Here is an 18,398-nt window from a genome sequence, read left to right on the forward strand (position 1 = left end):
GTAGCTCTTGCCCATGATCCACCTCCAAGAAAGGTGAATCACAAAACAGGTCACATGGGAATCACTTTGATTCGGGTTTCAGGCTCGGTGCTCTAACATCACCGGTGCAAGCCTGGCTGAAGCTTACTCTGACTTATCACAGCGGGGATCATTTTGGTTCGCTTCCGCCACCGGATAATAGGTGCGGATCGCCCCGTCCTTGATCACCAGAGTCGCCGCCTGCCCGTCGGCGGCGGTGGCCCGGCAGGCGAGCTTCGACACGGCCCCGGCCCAATCCGTCGCCTGTTTCCAAGCCCGGGTGCCTTCAGTGAGAATTTCGCGCCCGCTCTGCCCATAGCGGTAGCTTTTCGGGCAGGCTTTGCCCTCGCCGCCCCCCGGTTTGCGATAGACCACGCCGGAACTGTAAACCGGTGGCGCCACCGCCTGCGCCGTACAGCCGGTTTCCGCCCGGCCAGCCCACCCGGCCCACTGGGCCTGAAGGAAGCGGGCCTGAAAATGCAGGCCGCCAAGGGTCTTCTCCCCTGGCTCGCCACAGAATACATGGGGGAAGGCATCTTCCCGGAACCACAGATCGGTGAGTTCCCGCACGAACAGGGCCGGCTCCGCCCCCGGCGTCCGGATGGTGAAGTCCAGCGCCTGACGCAGGGCCTGCACTTCCTCCGGATAGACCGTCAACAGCATGGCAGAAAAAGATTCGGCAGCGGGGTGGCTGCCCCACGGACCACACAGGGTCAACAGACCCCGGTCAAACACATCCAGACCCGGCATCCCCGGGGCGGGATCCTTGGCACCTTCATCCTTGCTGTCAAAAAATGGCCGCCCCAAGGCCGCCAGTGCCCCGGCATCGGCCTTCGGCTGGGTTGGGGGCTGGGCGGCAGGCTGACCCTTCGGGGCCGGTGGAGCCACCGCCACCTGACCGCAGCTTTCCGGCACCCACCGGTATTCCGGATCCGCTCCGTCCACCCGGATTTTCAGCAGGTCACCGCCATCCTTATTGCGGGCCCGAACCGGGTAGCTGTGGCCGGGTTCCAGACGGATCTCGCCGGGATTGCGCCCGGTGCTGCGGGAGGTCGGGGCCTCGCAGGCCTGAGTGGCCTTCAGGGTCCCGTCCAGACGGATGTCAGCCCACGCCCCTGCGGGCAGGCAGGCCACAACCATTCCGGCGGCAACCGCCGCAGTCCGTACAGCTGACATCCCTGCCCTCCCTTACAGTGTCACCACCTTGCCCTGACGCAGGGTGACGCGGCGGTCCATCCGCGCCGCCAGATCCGGGTTGTGGGTGGCAATCAGGGCCGACAGCCCTTCTTCCCGCACCAGCCGCATCAGCTCGGCGAACACGCCGTCAGAGGTCTGCGGATCAAGGTTTCCGGTCGGTTCATCGGCCAGCAGCAGCTTCGGCGCGTTGGCCAGCGCCCGGCAGATCGCCACCCGCTGCTGTTCCCCGCCGGAGAGCTGACCGGGGCGGTGATCCGCCCGCTTGGCCAGTCCCATGCTGCCCAGCAGATGCAGGGCCCGTTCCCGCGCCTGCTTCCGGCTGCGGCCATTGATCATCTGCGGCAGGATGATGTTTTCCGCCGCCGAAAACTCCGGCAGCAGGTGATGGTACTGATAGACAAAGCCCAGATGCACCTTGCGCAGGGCGGTGCGGCGGTCATCATTCAGGCCGGAACAGGCCTGCCCGGCCACCGCCACATCACCGGAATCCGGGCGTTCCAGCAGCCCGGCAATCTGGAGCAGGGTTGACTTCCCGGCACCGGACGGGCCGACCAGCGCCACGATTTCCCCGGTGGCGATGGTCAGACCGGCATCGACCAGAACATCCAGCCGTGCGCCGCCCTGTTCAAAGCTGCGGCACACCCCGGTCAGGATCAGGGCGGGAACAGACTTATTCATAACGCAGGGCCTCCACCGGATCGAGGCGGGCCGCCCGCCAGCTGGGGTACAGGGTCGCCGCAAAGGACAGCCCCAACGCCATCAGCACCACCTGCGTCACCTCGTGATAGTCAATCTGCGCCGGCATCCGCGACAGGAAGTAGATCTCCGCTGAGAACAGCTCGGTCCCGGTCAGGCTTTGCAGGCCCTGCCGGATGGCTTCGATATTCTCGCAGAAGGCAACGCCCAGCAGCAGCCCGGCCAGCGTGCCGGTGACCCCGACACTGGCCCCGGCCAGAAAGAAGATCCGCATCACCGCGCCCCGGCTGGCCCCCATGGTGCGCAGGATGGCGATATCCCGCCCCTTGTCCTTCACCATCATGATCAGGCCGGAAATGATGTTGAAGGCCGCCACCAGAATAATCAGCGTCAGGATCAGGAACATCACGTTCCGTTCCACCTGCAAGGCATTGAACAGGCTGGAGTTCGACCGGGTCCAGTCGGACAGGTAATAGGACGGCCCAAGGCTGGCATACAGGCCCTGCAACACCCGCTCGGCCTTGTCGGCGTCAGTGGTCAGCACCTCCACATGCGACAGGCGGCCCGGCATCTGGAAGTAAGCCTGCGCCGCCGCCAGCGGCATGTAGATGAAGGAGCTGTCGTATTCATACATCCCGACATCAAAGATCCCGGCAATCGGATAGACCCGCATCCGTGGCACGGTGCCGAAGGCCGTGGGGTTGCCCTTCGGCGAGATCAGGGTGATCCTGTCGCCCACCTTCAGGTCAAAGCTGCGGGCCATCCGGCTGCCGATCAGCACCCCGTCCCCGGCATCAAACCCGTGCAGGGACCCATCAATGATGTGATCTGACAGGGTCTTGCGGTCGGCGATGTTCTGCGCGCTCATCGCCCGCACCATGGCCCCGCGAGCACTGCCGCCGGACGCCGCCATCACCTGCCCCTCAATCGCCGGGGCAACGCTGACCACCCCTTCCAGCGCCTTGATGCGCGGCATCATGTCCCGCACTTCGGCTTCGCTGAGGGTCCCAGCCGACGCCGTGATCACGGCATGGCCGTTCAGGCCAAGGATCCGCCCCAGCAGTTCCTGCCGGAAACCGTTCATCACCGCCATAACGATGATCAGGGTGGCAACACCAAGGGCGATCCCGGTCAGGGAAAACCCGGCAATGACGGAGACGAACCCTTCCTTCCGGCGCGCCCGCAGATACCGCCAGGCCACCATCCGTTCAAAGGCATTGAAAATCATCGGCTGCACGCTCCGTCGTGCCGGGGTTGCATCAGGATTACTCAGGAAAACGGCCCGGTCAGGCAAAGCTGACCGGGCCCGTTCCATCACGGCAGATGCGATCAGGCGGTCAGCTTGGCAAGGGCCGCTTCAACCGACATCTCAACCTTTTCGCCGCTGCGGCGGTTCTTCAGTTCCACCACCCCGGCGGCGACCCCCTTCGGGCCGACCACCAGCTGCCACGGCAGACCTATCAGGTCGGCGGTGGCAAACTTGGCCCCGGCGCGTTCATCGGCGCGGTCGTCATACAGCACTTCCACACCGGCCGCTTCCAGCTTGGCGTAGAGATCATCAGCTACGGCATCGGTGGCGGCATCGCCCGGCTTGATGTTGATCAGGCCGACCTTGAACGGGGCGACGCTTTCCGGCCAGATGATCCCGGCGTCGTCATGGCTGGCTTCGATGATCGCGCCGACCAGACGCGACACGCCGATGCCGTAGGACCCCATGTGCAGGTCCACGTCCTGCCCATCCGGCCCGACCACCTTACAGCCCATCGGCTTGGAGTACTTGGTGCCGAAGTAGAAGATGTGGCCGACTTCGATGCCACGGGCCGACACCAGCGCATCGCCCAGTTCCGCTTCCTTCGAGGCTTCGTGCATTTCGTCGGTGGCGGCGTACAGGCTGGTCCAGTCATCGACAATCGGCTGGAGATCGCCGTCAAAGTCAACGTTGGCCGGAACGGTCTTTTCCAGCATGCCCTTGTGGACGAACACACCGCTTTCACCGGTTTCGGCGAGGATCAGGAATTCGTGGCTGAGGTTGCCGCCGATCGGGCCGGTGGCGGCCCGCATCGGAATCGCCTTCATACCCAGACGGGCGAAGGTGTTGAGGTAGGCCACGAACATGCGGTTGTAGGCGCGGCGGGCCGAGGCTTCGTCGAGATCGAAGGAATAGGCGTCCTTCATCAGGAATTCGCGGCCGCGCATCACGCCGAAGCGCGGGCGGACTTCATCGCGGAACTTCCACTGAATCTGATACAGATTCTTCGGCAGGTCCTTGTAGGACTTGACCATCGACCGGAAGATGTCGGTCACCACTTCTTCATGGGTCGGGCCATACAGCATATCGCGGTCATGACGGTCGACGATGCGCAGCATTTCCTTGCCGTAATCGTCATAGCGGCCGGACTCTTTCCACACTTCGGCGGTCTGCACCGTCGGCATCAGGATTTCGATGGCCCCGGAACGGTCCTGCTCTTCCCGCACGATCTGTTCGATCTTGCGCAGCACCCGGTACCCGATCGGCAGCCAGTTGTAGATCCCGGCGGCATGCTGACGGATCAGCCCGGCGCGCAGCATCAGGCGGTGCGAGACGATCTGCGCTTCCGACGGGGTTTCCTTCAGGACGGGCAGAAAATAACGGGACAGGCGCATGGGAAATCCTCTGAACCACTCAGGACAGGCCATAAAAAGGTCTGCGGACTTTACGGCAACGCAGGCGTGCTTGTCCATGTGCTTGTCCAGCAGACGATTTACACAGTTGCCCCTTGCGGAGGGCCGTGCGGCATGCTGGCATGGGGGCTGAAACAACCGCTTCATTCCGCACGGGTTTTACCATCATGACCGAAACCGCCCATCTGCCCCGTCTGGCCCTTGTTCAGGCCGGATGGTACCGCGACCTGCTCGACAACGCCCGCACCAGCTTTCTGGAGGAAATGGAGCGCAACGGCGTGCCCGCCAAACGCATTGACATCATCGATGCCCCCGGCGCCTTCGAAATCCCGCTGCTGGTGAAGGAACTGGCGGAAACCCACCGCTACGATGGTGTCGTCGCCCTCGGCATGATCATCGACGCCGGAGTATACCGTCACGAATTTGTCGCCCACGCGGTGATCGACGGCCTGATGCGGGTGCAGCTGGATACCGGCGTGCCGGTGTTTTCGATGGTGCTGACACCGCACCACATGCATGGCCATGCGGATCATCTGGATTTCTTCGGCACACATTTCCTTGCCAAGGGGGCAGAATGTGCCCGGGCCTGCCTGAAGACGATCCAGACCCTGCGGTCAATCCGGACCCCGGATCACTGACGCGCGGCAGGCAATCCTGCGGGCCGCCATTGTCTTTTTGCAGTTTCCCGCAGCCCGCCTTGCATTCTGCAACGCAAATATAGCAACGCCCCCGGCCCGCATCCGGCCCGGGGGCGTAACTGCCTGAAAATACTGGACTCACCTACTCATTCTTCAGGACCAGCCCAGACTGGCACAGAGATTGCTGATACTCCGGCACTTCCCTCGCCCCACCCGGAGGATCCGCCCATGCACGTCTCTCTGCTCAACCGCCCTGATGAAGTGATCGCCGTCCTCAGCGGTGAACTGACCCTGACCACCCTTGATGATGTTCTGCCGGTGCTGGTCGATCTGTCCGACGCGCCGGAGCACGATGTGTGCATCGACCTCAGCGGGGTTCCGGTGATTGATGCCTCCGCCATCGGCCTGCTGATCGCCGTCAACCAGCGCCTGCGCGCCGCCGGGCACGACCTGACGGTGTTCTGCCCGCCCGGTCAGCCGCGCGGTCTGATTTCGGTGATCGGGCTTGATCAGGAAGTGAAGGTGATCGACTGGTCCAACAGCGGCAGCAATCCGGCTCAGCCGGGTGTGCTGTACCACTGACCCCAACCGGTCACGACGCTTTTTTCCCCCGGATTGCCGCCAGCCCGATCCCGGCAAAAATCAGCCCCATGCCGAGGAAATGATAGGCCTGAAGCGGCTCCCCTAACACCGGCACGGCCAGAACCGCCGTAAACACCGGGATCAGGTTGACATAAAAACCTGACAGATTGGCCCCCAGACGGACGATCCCCCGGTTCCACGCCAGAAAGGCGACGAGAGAGGCAAAAATGGCGGTGTAGGCGATCATCGACAGCGCCTCCAGCGTCAGCGGAACCTTTCCGCCGCCGGTGCCGATATCCCACAGGTAGGCGCCGACCGCCACCCACAGGCCGGTCAGCATCTGCACGGTCAGGAAGACCATCGGCGGCAGCCCCAATGGCCGCGCCTTCATCCGCACCGAGAACACCGACCACGCCAGCACCGCCAGCAGCATCAGGCCGTCACCCCGGTGCAGATCCAGCGCCGTCAGGCGCGACAGATCGCCACGTGCCAGTACCACCGCCACCCCGAAGAACGACGCGGCCAGACCGGCAATACGCCACACCGTCAGGGCCTCACCCAGCAGGATCCGCGACAGCAGCAGGATCACCAGCGGCATCACCGCCCCGACCAGCGTGACATTCACCGCCGTCGAGGTCTGCAACGCCATGTACAGCAGGGTGTTATAGGCCCCGACCGACAGCACCCCGAGCGAGATCAGGTGCAGGGCATTGGCGCGGATGATGCTCCAGTGGGCCAGCGTTGCCCGCAGGGTGAACGGCAGCAGCAGCAGCAGCGCGAAACTCCAGCGCCAGAACGACAGCGCATAGGGCGACATCTGCGCCATCGCCAATCGGCCGACCACGGCATTGCCCGCCCACAGCAGCGGCGGCACCACCATCATCACCCACGGGGATGTCAGCAGGCTGGCCGGGGAGACGGACGGCGTCGGGGGTGCGGACACGGCGGGTTCCTCCTGTCAGGGTACACGGTGGAAACAAAGCTGCGGCGGGAGACCGCGGCATTCTGTTTTTGAACAAGGGTCTGCAACAATCTTTTGCACCCCGGCGGCGGATGCGCCAGCATGGGACCCTCAAACATAGGCAGCCTGCTTATATAAGACCAGTTCAAAAGGATCCGTGATGTTCAGCCTCCATCCGCAGCTGGAAAAAGATACCGTCGAAGTGGCCGTCTGGCCGCTGTGCCGTGTTCTGCTGATGAACGACAGCACCTATCCGTGGCTGATTCTGGTGCCGCAGCGCGATGGCCTGCGGGAAATGCACGACCTGCCGCCCCCGGACCGCAACCGGCTGATGCAGGAAATGGCGCTGGCCTCCAGCCTGCTTCAGGCCGCCACCGGGGCCGAGAAGATGAACGTCGCCGCCCTCGGCAACATGGTGCCGCAGCTGCATGTCCACGTGATTGCCCGCTTCAGCACCGATCCGGCCTGGCCGCGCCCGGTGTGGGGCGTGGCCCCGGCCCAGCCCTACGGCCCGGAGGCACTGGATACCATGCTGGCAAAACTGCGGACGGCCCTGACCCCGCCGCGCCCGCCGCTGGCCTGACCCTCCTTAATATCCCCGGAGATCTCCCCGGCATGATCCGTTTCCGTTCCCGGTGGCTGGCAGCCGCCGCCCTGTGTTGCGCCCTGACCGTCGCCCCGGCACTGGCCGCCCCGTTCAATGAACCGGTCTATGGCTACAGCCTCGATTATCCCGATGGCTGGCGGCTGGAAAAGGCCGAGGGCTACACCCTGATCTTCCGCCCACCTGCCGGAGAGGCAGAAGAGGCGGTTTCCGTCAGCATCCAGAACCGTAAGGCCCCGGAACCCGCTGCCCCCAAGCCGGAGAAGGGCAAGAAGGACACCAAAGCGGCCCCGCCGCACAGTGCCTCGACGCAGGCGGCGCAGGACATGACGGCCCGCTATCTCGGCGAGATCCGGAAAGGGACGCAGGCCGTGGTGGTCCAGCGGGAGGCCCCGTTCCGCTGGGGCGCGGAAGACAGCGTCATCATCGGGCGGCAGGCCGTCGTTGATTTCATGCTGGATGGTATTCCCCTGCGGCAATGGGCGGTGTTCCTGCCCAACCCCAATGCGCCGGTGATGCACGTATGGATCCTGACCGCCCCACAGGACAGTTTTGACCGCACCCTGCCCGCCGCCCGGCAGATTCTGGACACCCTGAAACCGGCCGCTCCGGCGAAAGGAAAGCCCACAAAATAAGTGAACTGTTTGCCGCAGACCGGCGTAAAGCTGCGGACAGACACTCTTTCATTCTCAGGTGCCCTGATGACACAGCCTGCCCCGGTTCTGCTCTGGTTTCGGTACGATCTGCGTCTGGATGACAATCCGGCCCTGATCGACGCGGCGGCCAAAGGGCCGGTGACCGCCCTGTTCGTACTGGATCCGGCCCTGGATGGCCGTCCGCTGGGGGGGGCGGCGCGGTGGTGGCTGCACCACAGCCTGACCGCCCTGTCGGCGGCACTGGCCGAGCGGGGCGTTCCCCTGCTGCTGCGGGCCGGGGATGCCACGGCCATAGTGACGGAAGAGGCCGCCAGGATCGGCGCTCAGGGCGTGGTCTGGAACCGGGGCAATACCCCGTGGCTGCGCCGTCTGGATCAGACGGTGCCGGTGGCTCTGTCCCGGCAGGGCCTTGCTCACCGCATCACCGCCAGCGATCTGATGGTGGAACCGGAGGCGATCCGCACCGGCAGCGGTGGCGCCTTCAAGGTGTTCACGCCCTTCTGGAAGACCCTTCAGGCCCACCACCGCCCGGCCCCACCGCAGGATCGTCCGGAGACGCTGCGCGGCCCCGGGCTGCCGGACGGGCCGATACCGGTGCCGGAGGACTGGGGCCTGCTGCCGACCCGCCCCGACTGGGCCGGAGGGCTGCGGGCAGCGTGGATCCCCGGCGAGGCGGCAGCCCATCGTCGGTTGGGGGATTTTTTGCAGGAACGGGTTCAGGCCTATGGGAACCGCCGCGATTTTCCGGCTGAACCTGCCACCTCCCGCCTGTCCCCCCATCTGCGGTTCGGAGAAATTTCCGCCCGCCGGGTCTGGCAGGTGACCGAGGCCCTGACCGGCCCCGACGGTCTGCCGTTCCTGCGGGAACTGGCGTGGCGGGAATTCAATCATCACATCCTGTTTCAGGCACCCGACCTGCACCTGTTGCCACTGCGGCCGGAATTCAGGCAGTTTCCGTGGCGGGACGACCCCAAGGGCTTCGCCGCGTGGAGCCGGGGAAAAACCGGGTACCCGATCGTCGACGCCGGTATGCGGGAGCTGTGGCAGACCGGCTGGATGCATAACCGGGTGCGGATGATCGTCGGGTCCTTTCTGGTCAAGGACCTGCTGATCCCCTGGACCGCCGGGGAAGACTGGTTCTGGGATACGCTGGTGGATGCCTGCCCCGCCAACAACCCCGGCAACTGGCAATGGGTCAGCGGCTGCGGGGCCGATGCTGCCCCCTATTTCCGGGTCTTCAATCCGGTTTTGCAGGGCGAAAAATTCGATGGCGACGGGGCCTACGTCCGCCGCTGGGTTCCCGAACTGAACCGGAAACGACAGGGCGTACACCGTCCGGCGGAGGCTGAGGACCTGTTCCGCACCCCCGGCTATCCGCCACCGATTGTTGATCATAACCGCGCCCGGGACCGGGCCCTTGCCGCCTTCAGTGCCCTGAAGGAGCAGAATACCGACAGCACGGACCCGGCAGAATAGACCACAAGGATAGTTGGGTATTCTACAGAACCACCCCAATACCGCACATCCGGCAAATTTGATGCCTGAGATCAGAACGGAAAGCAGATTCCCGCGAGAAAACAGATACCCGACCCTAAAACTCGACAATGCAGTTTTCTCTCTTGACCTTGTTCAAAACTCCCTTACATTTGAACAGGACCAGACAACCCCGCTGAGTCGACACTGATCTTATAAAGACTCCTTCCCGCAAAGCGGCAGCACGTTCCCCTCGGTGCTGCCGCTTTTGCTTTATCTGCGTCAGCAATCCAACAGCCCTATAAAATGCCTAATCCCTAAAACCATTATACTCTGTCATATGCTGACAGACTTAATTCCCGCTAAGACCTCCGAAGACTATACCTTTGGGCGCTGGAAATTACCGCACGGGACAGCCATGCTTTTCTGGCGGGGATGGATCAGGGCAAGCATAAGGACGCTGATCATGAGCACCTACGTATTCCGTAAACTTGCTTCCGAGACAGACCGTCCGTGGGCCGTCTATAAGATCGATCCGGCTGGCGAGAGCACGTTGGTGGAACAGTTTGAGACTGCGCCGGAAGCCAAGCGCTGGATTGATGTTCTGCGCTTCGATCAGGAAGACACGGTCAGCGAAGGCGCTGCGCAGGCATAAGCCGTAACCATCCGGTACGCGCCCCATCTGCCTGCCCGCTGCTGCGGCCAGAGCGTCCATGATGCTTTGCAGCCGGACACATGGCGCATGCCCAGAGATGTATCCGCTGCCAGCAGCGGACCATTTGTTCTGTGCTTTTTCGACCCCACTTCTCCGGCACCTGCCCTTCTCCGCCGGAGACTGCCCCCGGCACACAGGCACCCGCGCGCGGACGCAGAACGGCCCAGATATCAAAAAAGCCGCCCTCCCCAAGGATGGCAGCTTTTTTTCATACCTTAACCCGGACCGGCCACATCAGACACAGAAGAGCCCGCTCCGGAAGAGGTACATCCCTTCGCCGGGAACGCCCCCCTTCACCGGGAACGCCCCCACGGCCCTCAGGCGGCTTCGCCATCCCGGGGCGGCGGCGGCACTTTGTGGCTGTTGCTGCCAGCGCCGACATAAGCGACCGCAGCATGCTCCGCGCAGTACGGCTTCCCCGGGATCGCCGGAGCACCGCAGAAGTGGAAGCCCGGCTCCCGAGGGTCACCGATCGGCCAGCGACAGGTATTGGCCGAAAGATCGACCAACGTCTTCATCTTCGGCTCCGGCTCTTTGGCCGGGGCTGCCGCCGGGCGCGGCTGCTTTGCTTTTTTAATCGGGGAAGGACGGCCCTTCAGGCCCAGCCGGTGGGCCTTACCGACAACGGCGTTCTTGGAAACACCAAGGCGCTTGCCAATTTCGCCGGTGGTCAACCCCTCGGCCCACAAGACCTTAAGTTCCTCTATCCGCTCATCGGTCCAGACCATGGTGACTCTGCTCCAGAAAAAGACGCACCCATGCCAGAGCATTATCTACAGATCGAATCGCCCGTTGTCCATGCCGGAGTCGAGGTCAGCGTCTTTCTTGCCCGATTTTTGCCATATTTCCTGATCGTTTCCCGAGTTCAGGGCCAACAGCCTCCAAGCGTCTCTTCGGACCAAAAGAGGGCAGACCAAAAAAAAGGGCCGCAGCAGGTGCGGCCCTAAGTCTAGGGAGGAAACGTCCAAGAAAGACAACACAGCCTCACCGAAACGGGAGGGACACGCCATGTTGCGCTGCGATATATCGCAAGAGACGGCTTTCCTGTAAAGAGGAAAGACGATCAAAACGAAAATTCGACAGGGCGTTGCTCACGCCCCACAAAACAGGAAATTAAATTACGATTATACAGACCCAGCCCGGGAATCCTGCGCTATCAGGCTGCGGTCCAGCCACTCTCCAGCGCGATCCTGACCGCCTGCGCGCGGTTTGCCGCACCAAGTTTACGGTAAATGTTGCGCAAATGAACTTTTACGGTGATTTCCTGAACATGAAGCAGACGGGCAATCTCCTTATTGGTGCCCCCCTGAATCATATGCGCCAGAATTTCCCGTTCCCGCACCGACAGGCGTTCCAGCAGTTTCGGCATGGGTTCCCCTTCGGAAACCACCGGGCCAGAAGCCGGGAGACTATCCAGAAGCAGGGCATCAACCACAAAAGCCGGAAAGAATCTTTCGCCTGCCAGGATCAGCCGCAGGGTCTGCAACAGCACCGGACCACTGAAAGTCTTGGGAATATAGCCGACCGCGCCACAGTGCAGTGCAAAACGAACATCGTCGAGATCGGTCGATCCCGACAGCACCGCCACTTTCAGATCGGGGTAGTTCTGGCACAGGGTTTCCAGACCACCGCTATCCCCTTCCGGCATCCGCAGGTCAAGGATCGCCAGATCCGGCACCGGCCCGGCCTCGACCACCGCATGGGCCGAGGAATAGGAGTCCGCCTCCAGCAGGTCCAGATCCGGGCTGAGTTCCGCCAGAAACGGCTTCAGGCCGCCCCGGACCAGCTCGTGATCGTCAGCAAGTAGAATGCGCATTGGTTTGCCAGTCTTGTCGATCCCCGGCGCACTCTATCATTAAACGTTGCTTATACGAAAGCGTTAGCACGGCACAGGGGCAGATCTTCAAAGAAAACAGGGCGGAACCTGCGCTCCGCCCTGCATTTCCGGGGTCCGCTCTCACCCGAATGGTCAGGCCGCGTCGGGCTGCTGCTCCGGGGCGGCCGCGGCAAAGGCCGGAATGGCCCGGGCCGCCTGATCCAGACGGCACAGGGTCGGGTAAGGGGTCAGGTCAACGTTAAACCGGCGGGCATTGTACATCTGCGGCACCAGACAGACATCGGCCAGCGTCGGCACATCCCCATGGACATAACGCCCGGTGGAGGGATTCCCCGCCACCATCGCCTCCAGTGCCCGGAAGCCTTCCGTCACCCAGTGGCGGTACCAGATGGTCCGGGTTTCCTCATCGTGCCCCAACGGGCCGCCAAGGTACTTCAGCACCCGCAGGTTATCGACCGGATGAATATCGCAGGCGATGCCCTGCGCAAAGGCCCGCACCCGCGCCCTGCCCAGCGGATCCGACGGCAGAAGCGGCGGCTGCGGGCAAACATCGTCCAGATAATCGCAGATTGCCAGAGACTGGGTCAGCACCGTCCCGTCCGCCAGCACCAGCGACGGCACCGCCGCCGCCGGATTGATCGCCCGGTAGGCTTCCGTCAGGTGCTGACCGCCATCTTTCACCAGATGCACCGGAACCTGCTCATAGGGCAAGCCCTTCAGGTTCAGGGCAATCCGCACCCGGTAGGAGGTAGAGGAGCGGAAGTATCCATACAGCTTCATGGCGGTCAGGCCCCTGTGTCAGCGGGTATACGGCTGCACGGTCTGGTCAATCGCCCCGAAGACCGACTGACCGGCGGCGTCCCGCATTTCGATCCGTACCGTATCACCAAAGCGCATGAACGGCGTGGATGGCTTGCCGGTGTTGATGGTTTCAATCATCCGCACCTCGGCAATGCAGGAATAGCCGACGCCGCCATCCTTAATGGCAGAGCCGAAGGCGGTGTCCTGCTTGTTGGAAACAGTCCCGGACCCGATGATGGCCCCCGCCCCCAGCGGCCGGGTCTTGGCGGCATGGGCAATCAGGGCCGGCATATTGAAGGTCATATCCACCCCGGCATTGGCCTTGCCGAACGGCTCACCGTTCAGGGTGACCAGCAGCGGCAGATGTACCTTACCGTCGGCCCAGGCATCGCCCAGTTCATCCGGGGTCACCGCCACCGGTGAGAAGGCGCTGGACGGCTTGGACTGGAAGAAGCCGAAGCCCTTGGCCAGTTCTTCCGGGATCAGGCCCCGCAGCGACACGTCATTCACCAGCATCACCAGCCGGATTGCCTGCCCCGCCTGATCCGGGGTGGCGGCCATCGGCACATCGCCGGTGATCACCGCCACTTCGCCTTCAAAGTCGATGCCATAGGCCTCGTCAGCCATCACCACCGGGTCCCGTGGGCCGAGGAAGGTGTCGGACCCACCCTGATACATCAGCGGATCGGTCCAGAAGCTGGGCGGCAGTTCCGCCCCACGGGCCCGGCGCACCAGTTCCACATGGTTCACATAGGCCGAGCCGTCAGCCCATTGATAGGCCCGGGGCAGCGGCGAGGCACAGGCGGCTTCATCAAAGGCCACCGCATCCGGCAGGGTTCCGGCATTCAGGGCATCGGAACGCGCCTGCAACAGCGGAAGCAGCCGGTCCCAGTCATCCAGCGCCGACTGAAGGGTCGGGGCCAGATCGGCCACCGCCACGCAGCGGCTGAGATCGCGGGACACCAGCACCAGACGGCCATCGCGGCCATGCTTGAGGGAGGCGAATTTCATCGGGGTCCATCCATCAATCAGAAAACAGTCCGGGCCGCCCCGCAGAGACAGCCAGACAAGAACCATTCCAGACTGCTCCGCAGAGACAGTCCGGCCCCGGTCAGGATTTCTCCCGCCGGGGCACGGGCAGGCAGCTTATTTCTTCTGCCAGGACTTATAGTATTCGGTCCACTCCACGCCCTCCGGCAGGTCCGCCGGGGTCATCATATCGCGGGTATCGACCATCACCGCCACTTCGTCGGTTTCCTTCCGGGCATAGTCCATCGCCGTGTCATAGGCCTTGGGGTGCGGCCCGTGCGGGAAGCCGATCGGGTGGAACGTGGTCATCCCAGGGCGGATGTTGTCGCGGGAGAAGAACTCACCCTTATGGTAGAAAATGAACTCGTCGTAATCGACGTTGGAATGGAAATACGGCAGCTTCAGCGCACCGGGATCAGACTCGATCGGGCGCGGGCAGAAGGTGCAGATCACCACCCGGTTGGACAGGAAGGTGCAGTGCGCTGACGGCGGCACATGGTAACGGGCACTCATCAGCGGGCGGATATCCCGCCAGTTCAGCTTCACCGGGGCCAGATCCCCGTGCCAGCCGATGGCATCCAGCGGATTGAAGCCGTAGGTAACATGGGACAGCGCATCCTGCCGCTTGATCTCGCACAGGGTTTCCGCTTCCGAATACTGTTCCTTGAAGGCGTCGTCGATGCGCGGCACATCGAGAATCGCCGGATCGAAGATGGCGTGGGTGCCGACCAGCCCCTTGCCGGGCAGCTTGTAGCTGTCGCCGGTGGCTTCCACCATCAGCACCATCGCCGGTTCGTCACATTCCAGCCGCCACTGCACGCCGCGCGGCACCAGAATGTAATCGCCGTCGCGGAACGGCATGTGGCCAAAATCGCAGTAAAAATGGCCGCTGCCGGTATGGAAGAACAGCAGGTCATCGCCATCGGCATTGCGGGCCAGCGCCGGCATTTTGCCTTCGGTCTTCCAGATGCGGATCTTAGTGGCACCGTTGAACAGCACCAGCCGGGCATCCCACGGCGAACCGGAAACGGCGGTGGCGTTGTTCAGGTCAAAGGCACGCGGGCGCAGCGGCCCTTCCCACTTGACCCAGCCGGTCGGTGCGTGGCGGTGGTGCAGCTGCGATGCCGGGCCGAAGAACCCTTCGCGCCCCATTTCCTGTTCATAAGTGCCTGCGGGCATATCGCAATGGGCCTGACGGCTGGCGGTTCCCTCTACGATGGGGAACTGAATCCAGTTTTTCATCCTCCCGGAACTCCTTATGGTTCGTTACGGCGTGCGTCCCGCCGTCGGCTAGAGTCTGTGTGAGATAGCCATCCGGCACGGCTGTGCGCTAAGATGGTTCCTTCTGAAACCAATTTAGTTTCACCTGAAACTATTTCCAAGCAGAATTTTTCCAAAAAGGCGGCCCATGTCTGAAAAAGCGCCCCGTTCCCCGTCTCCCGCCGCCCCGGCCCGGCCCGGCGATCCGCTGCAACTGGATCTGTTCGTGCCGTACCGCCTGTCCGTGCTGTCGAATCTGATCAGCCACACGGTGGCGACGATCTATGGCGAGCGCTTCGGGCTGGCGATTCCGGAATGGCGGGTGATGGCGGTGCTCGGTCTGGCCCAGCATCAGGGCACGCCGATGTGCGCCAATGCCGTCGCCCAGCGCACGGAAATGGACAAGGTGCAGGTCAGCCGGGCGGTGTCGCGGCTGCTGGCGATGGGGCTGCTGGGGCGTACGGTCGATAAGGCCGACCGCCGCAAGGCCAACCTGACCCTGACGGCGGCGGGCACAACGGTCTATCAGCAGATCGTCCCGCTGGCCCTGCAATATGAGGGGGAGCTTCTCGATACGCTGGAAACCGATGAGCTGATGATGCTGGAACGGCTGCTGGATAAGCTGACCAAAACCGCACGCGGTCTGTCGGCCAGCTTCCGCCCGGCAGAAGCCCCTTAATCCTCAACCACAAACAGGTCGAAAACCGCCTTCGGGTTTTCCAGCTCCACCACCCACAGGTCTTCGTCATAGGTGCGCTGGCGGTCAATGAAGGCATCGGCCTCCGCCTCCGGCACCGGGGCCGGACCGGTGCCCAGACGCCAGTGAACGACCCCTTCCACCGTCCGGCCCTGCACCAGTACCTGACAGCCCTCGGCAAACAGGTTCAGCTTGACCAGCACCGCCCCTCTGTCAGGATCGCCCGAAGTGACCACGGCGGCGAAGACATCGCGGGCGGCGCAGCTCCGGATCAGGGCCTGTACCCGCAGTTTGCTGTTCAGCCGCAGTTCGCTCATGCCTGTTCCCTTCTCTTGTCCCGATGGAGATACCCGTGAAGCTGATCGGCCGCAACTACTCGCCTTTCGTCCGCCGTGTCGCCACCACGCTGACCCTGCTGGATATTCCGTTTGAGCATCATCAGCTGTCCGTTATCACCGAGCGGGAGACCGTTAAAACCTACAGCCCGCTGGTGCGGGTTCCGGCCTTGGTGCTGGATGACGGCGAAACCCTGATCGACAGCGCCGCCATTCTTGACGCCATCGATGAGATGGCCGGGCCGGAGCGGGCAATGGTTCCCGTCGCCGGAGCGGACCGCCGCGCGGTGCTGAAACTGGTGGCTCTGGCGGTCGGGGCCTGCGAGAAGATGGTGACAGCCTACTATGAACGCACCCGCCGCCCGGCGGAGTTCCTGTACGAAGACTGGGCGAAACAGTGCGAGGATCAGGCCCGCGCCGCCCTGACCGTACTGGATCAGGCCGCCGCCACCGCCACGCCGCTGTCTGGCGGACGCCTGACACAGGCCGATATTTCCGCCGTCATCGCCTATGATTTCGCCTGCCTGACCCAGAAGGATCAGCTGACGCCGGAAAGCAGCTTCCCGGCACTGGCGGCCTATTCTGCCCGCCTGAACGCCCTGCCCGCTTTTGCCAACACACAGGCCACCTGAGGGCCGCAGAAGACAGACGGCCCGGCAGGTCTCCCCGCCGGGCCGTTCTGTTCTCTCACACCGCAGGGTATGCGGTTTATTCGGTGCGCAGGATCAGGTGGAAACCGAACGGGGTTTCCACGATTTCCGACAGCTCATTGACCTCCAGCGTGAAGGAGGCCTTGTCGAATTCCGGGACCATCATCCCCTTGGAAAAATGGCCGAGATCGCCGCCATCTTCGCCCGAAGGACAGTCAGACAGGGTCTGCGCCGCCTCGGCAAAGTCCACATCGCCCGACTTGATCTTGTCGCGCAGGCGGGTCATCGCTTCCAGCGCTGCGGCGCGGGAACGGTCGCTGGAGGATTCCGGAACGCCGGCATGCATCAGCAGGATGTGGGAGGCGCGAATGGTGGCGGCCATGGCCGTTACTCCTTAAACGGAACGGAGGTCAAAACTGGGGCTGATATGCCTTCATCCGCCGCCGGATGCAAGGGCGGATCGCCCGGACAGAAGCCGCCTCAGGCCGACAGCACGCGGTAAACCTGCACCGCCGCCATCAGGTCTTCCAGCGCACAGCCGACCGACTTGAAGAAGGTGATCTCCTGATCATCGCCGCGCCCGGCAGCCGTGCCCCGGCACAGGTCATACAGATCCCCCCGGATACCCTCGGCCGTCAGCGCCCCGCTGGCCAGCGGCTGGACGATATCGCCGCCTTCCTTGGTGGCCCCGGCGCGGGTATCGACATAGACGCTGGCCCGGCGGATGGCCTCATCATCGGCCTCCCGCATCGCCGGGGTGAACCCGCCGACCAGATCCAGATGCTGGCCCGGGCGCAGCCATGCCCCCTGAATCAGCGGCTGAGTCGACAGGGTGACGCAGGAAATGATGTCGGCCACTCCGACCGCCTGTTCCAGCGAGGCCGGAGCCACCTCCACCGTCACGCCGAGATCGGCCAGTTCCGCCACCACCGCAGCCGCCTTCTCCGGGTTGCGGCCCCAGATCAGCACCCGGGTCAGCGGGCGGACCGCCGCATGGGCCCGGGCCATGTGGGCCGACAGCCGCCCGGTGCCGACCACCAGCAGGGTGGCGGCATCCTTCCGGGCCAGATAATCCGCCGCCAGCGCCGAAGCGGCGGCGGTGCGGCGGCTGGTCAGCTCCGGGCCATCCATCACCGCCAGCAGTTCCCCGGTCTTCCCCGATGACAGCAGGTAGCTGCCGTAAATCGACGGCTGCCCCCGGTCGGCATTGCCGGGAAACACCGAAACAACCTTGACCCCGACAAAGCCGCCCTCGATCCACGCCGGCATCAGCAGCAGGGTGGCGGCAGCCTCCCCCGGCACCTGCACGGTGTGGTGATGGCGGACCGGCATCTCGCAGCCCTGACGGAACCCGTCGCGCAGGGCCTCCACCAGAGCGGCAGGGGTCAGCGCGGCGGCAACGGCGGCGGCATCGGCAAACTGCATGGGCGGGCGCTCCTTATCCGGGTGTTCAATCACGGTGGCCCACAGTGACAGAAACCGGCCCCGGTGCGAACAGGATTTTGGATCCAGAATGAAGACCCTTGCCCCAAACAAAAAGACCGGGCGGAAATCCTTCCGCCCGGCACAGTCAGCACACCATAAGGGA

Annotated in this window: 21 protein-coding genes; 8 read left to right on the forward strand and 13 right to left on the reverse strand. The window is 63.6% G+C overall.

The genetic code is table 11. From position 1 onward, the window contains the following. Positions 1–123: 123 nt before the first annotated feature. The 4 genes from FHS48_RS16630 to proS form a co-directional block, all read right to left on the reverse strand. Positions 124–1,194 carry an EndoU domain-containing protein gene (locus FHS48_RS16630; RefSeq protein ID WP_184265090.1) on the reverse strand — a complete coding sequence of 357 codons (1,071 nt, stop codon included), beginning with the start codon at positions 1,192–1,194 and terminating at the stop codon, positions 124–126. Between the two features lie 12 nt (positions 1,195–1,206). After that, positions 1,207–1,893, reverse strand: a complete 687-nt coding sequence (locus FHS48_RS16635) for an ABC transporter ATP-binding protein (protein WP_184265092.1) — start codon at positions 1,891–1,893, stop codon at positions 1,207–1,209. After that, positions 1,886–3,139 (reverse strand): lipoprotein-releasing ABC transporter permease subunit, encoded by a 1,254-nt coding sequence (locus tag FHS48_RS16640; protein ID WP_184265094.1) that lies wholly within the window; start codon positions 3,137–3,139, stop codon positions 1,886–1,888. Before FHS48_RS16640 ends, FHS48_RS16635 begins: the two co-directional genes overlap by 8 nt. 101 nt (positions 3,140–3,240) lie before the next feature. After that, the gene (gene proS, locus FHS48_RS16645; protein ID WP_184265096.1) at positions 3,241–4,554 is read right to left on the reverse strand and encodes a proline--tRNA ligase; all 1,314 of its coding nucleotides are present in this window, start codon (positions 4,552–4,554) and stop codon (positions 3,241–3,243) included. A gap of 185 nt (positions 4,555–4,739) precedes the next feature. On the opposite strand from proS, the gene FHS48_RS16650 reads away from it, so the two are divergent. Beyond that, positions 4,740–5,210, forward strand: a complete 471-nt coding sequence (locus FHS48_RS16650) for a 6,7-dimethyl-8-ribityllumazine synthase (protein WP_184265098.1) — start codon at positions 4,740–4,742, stop codon at positions 5,208–5,210. 228 nt (positions 5,211–5,438) lie between these two features. Next, positions 5,439–5,792, forward strand: coding sequence for an STAS domain-containing protein (locus FHS48_RS16655; RefSeq protein WP_184265100.1), 354 nt, complete (start codon positions 5,439–5,441; stop codon positions 5,790–5,792). A 10-nt stretch (positions 5,793–5,802) separates the two neighbouring features. Here the strand turns inward: FHS48_RS16655 and FHS48_RS16660 are convergent, their stop codons facing one another. Continuing rightward, positions 5,803–6,735, reverse strand: a complete 933-nt coding sequence (locus tag FHS48_RS16660; RefSeq protein WP_184265102.1) for a DMT family transporter — start codon at positions 6,733–6,735, stop codon at positions 5,803–5,805. 178 nt (positions 6,736–6,913) lie between these two features. On the opposite strand from FHS48_RS16660, the gene FHS48_RS16665 reads away from it, so the two are divergent. The 4 genes from FHS48_RS16665 (at position 6,914) to FHS48_RS16680 (ending at position 10,141) form a co-directional block, all read left to right on the forward strand. Beyond that, entirely contained in the window at positions 6,914–7,336 is a 423-nt protein-coding gene (locus tag FHS48_RS16665) for an HIT domain-containing protein (RefSeq protein ID WP_184265104.1), read from the forward strand. Between the two features lie 32 nt (positions 7,337–7,368). Beyond that, positions 7,369–7,992, forward strand: a complete 624-nt coding sequence (locus tag FHS48_RS16670; protein ID WP_184265106.1) for a DcrB/PsbP domain-containing protein — start codon at positions 7,369–7,371, stop codon at positions 7,990–7,992. Positions 7,993–8,058: 66 nt separating this feature from the next. After that, on the forward strand, positions 8,059–9,489 hold the full coding sequence (locus FHS48_RS16675; RefSeq protein ID WP_184265108.1) for a cryptochrome/photolyase family protein: 1,431 nt from the start codon (positions 8,059–8,061) through the stop codon (positions 9,487–9,489). 463 nt (positions 9,490–9,952) lie between these two features. Then, positions 9,953–10,141, forward strand: coding sequence for a hypothetical protein (locus tag FHS48_RS16680; protein WP_184265110.1), 189 nt, complete (start codon positions 9,953–9,955; stop codon positions 10,139–10,141). 377 nt (positions 10,142–10,518) lie between these two features. Here FHS48_RS16680 and FHS48_RS16685 read toward each other — a convergent pair whose 3' ends face one another. The 5 genes from FHS48_RS16685 to FHS48_RS16705 all read right to left on the reverse strand — a co-directional run bounded on the left by FHS48_RS16685 (position 10,519) and on the right by FHS48_RS16705 (position 15,110). Then, positions 10,519–10,929, reverse strand: coding sequence for a GcrA family cell cycle regulator (locus tag FHS48_RS16685; protein WP_184265112.1), 411 nt, complete (start codon positions 10,927–10,929; stop codon positions 10,519–10,521). 428 nt (positions 10,930–11,357) lie between these two features. Beyond that, complete coding sequence (locus FHS48_RS16690; RefSeq protein ID WP_184265114.1) at positions 11,358–12,017, reverse strand: response regulator transcription factor; 660 nt, start codon at positions 12,015–12,017, stop codon at positions 11,358–11,360. A 153-nt stretch (positions 12,018–12,170) separates the two neighbouring features. Next, the gene (gene maiA, locus FHS48_RS16695) at positions 12,171–12,818 is read right to left on the reverse strand and encodes a maleylacetoacetate isomerase (RefSeq protein WP_184265115.1); all 648 of its coding nucleotides are present in this window, start codon (positions 12,816–12,818) and stop codon (positions 12,171–12,173) included. Between the two features lie 18 nt (positions 12,819–12,836). Then, positions 12,837–13,850 (reverse strand): fumarylacetoacetate hydrolase family protein, encoded by a 1,014-nt coding sequence (locus FHS48_RS16700; protein ID WP_184265267.1) that lies wholly within the window; start codon positions 13,848–13,850, stop codon positions 12,837–12,839. 135 nt (positions 13,851–13,985) lie between these two features. After that, positions 13,986–15,110 carry a homogentisate 1,2-dioxygenase gene (locus tag FHS48_RS16705; protein ID WP_184265117.1) on the reverse strand — a complete coding sequence of 375 codons (1,125 nt, stop codon included), beginning with the start codon at positions 15,108–15,110 and terminating at the stop codon, positions 13,986–13,988. Between the two features lie 166 nt (positions 15,111–15,276). Between FHS48_RS16705 and FHS48_RS16710 the strand changes: the two genes are divergently transcribed. Further along, positions 15,277–15,807 (forward strand): MarR family winged helix-turn-helix transcriptional regulator, encoded by a 531-nt coding sequence (locus FHS48_RS16710; protein WP_184265119.1) that lies wholly within the window; start codon positions 15,277–15,279, stop codon positions 15,805–15,807. Here FHS48_RS16710 and FHS48_RS16715 read toward each other — a convergent pair. Continuing rightward, the gene (locus tag FHS48_RS16715) at positions 15,804–16,142 is read right to left on the reverse strand and encodes a DUF1491 family protein (RefSeq protein ID WP_184265121.1); all 339 of its coding nucleotides are present in this window, start codon (positions 16,140–16,142) and stop codon (positions 15,804–15,806) included. The two genes, FHS48_RS16710 and FHS48_RS16715, sit on opposite strands and share 4 nt — an antisense overlap. A gap of 35 nt (positions 16,143–16,177) precedes the next feature. Here FHS48_RS16715 and FHS48_RS16720 point away from each other — a divergent pair, with 35 nt between their 5' ends. Continuing rightward, on the forward strand, positions 16,178–16,792 hold the full coding sequence (locus tag FHS48_RS16720; protein WP_184265123.1) for a glutathione S-transferase family protein: 615 nt from the start codon (positions 16,178–16,180) through the stop codon (positions 16,790–16,792). 76 nt (positions 16,793–16,868) lie between these two features. Here FHS48_RS16720 and FHS48_RS16725 read toward each other — a convergent pair whose 3' ends face one another. Both FHS48_RS16725 and lhpI read right to left on the reverse strand, forming a co-directional pair. Beyond that, positions 16,869–17,192 carry a peptidylprolyl isomerase gene (locus FHS48_RS16725; RefSeq protein WP_184265125.1) on the reverse strand — a complete coding sequence of 108 codons (324 nt, stop codon included), beginning with the start codon at positions 17,190–17,192 and terminating at the stop codon, positions 16,869–16,871. A gap of 98 nt (positions 17,193–17,290) precedes the next feature. Further along, positions 17,291–18,235 carry a bifunctional Delta(1)-pyrroline-2-carboxylate/Delta(1)-piperideine-2-carboxylate reductase gene (gene lhpI / locus FHS48_RS16730; protein ID WP_184265127.1) on the reverse strand — a complete coding sequence of 315 codons (945 nt, stop codon included), beginning with the start codon at positions 18,233–18,235 and terminating at the stop codon, positions 17,291–17,293. Positions 18,236–18,398: the final 163 nt, after the last annotated feature.

The sequence above is a fragment of the Novispirillum itersonii genome, assembly GCF_014205675.1.
Taxonomy (GTDB): Bacteria; Pseudomonadota; Alphaproteobacteria; order Rhodospirillales; family Rhodospirillaceae; genus Novispirillum; species Novispirillum itersonii_A.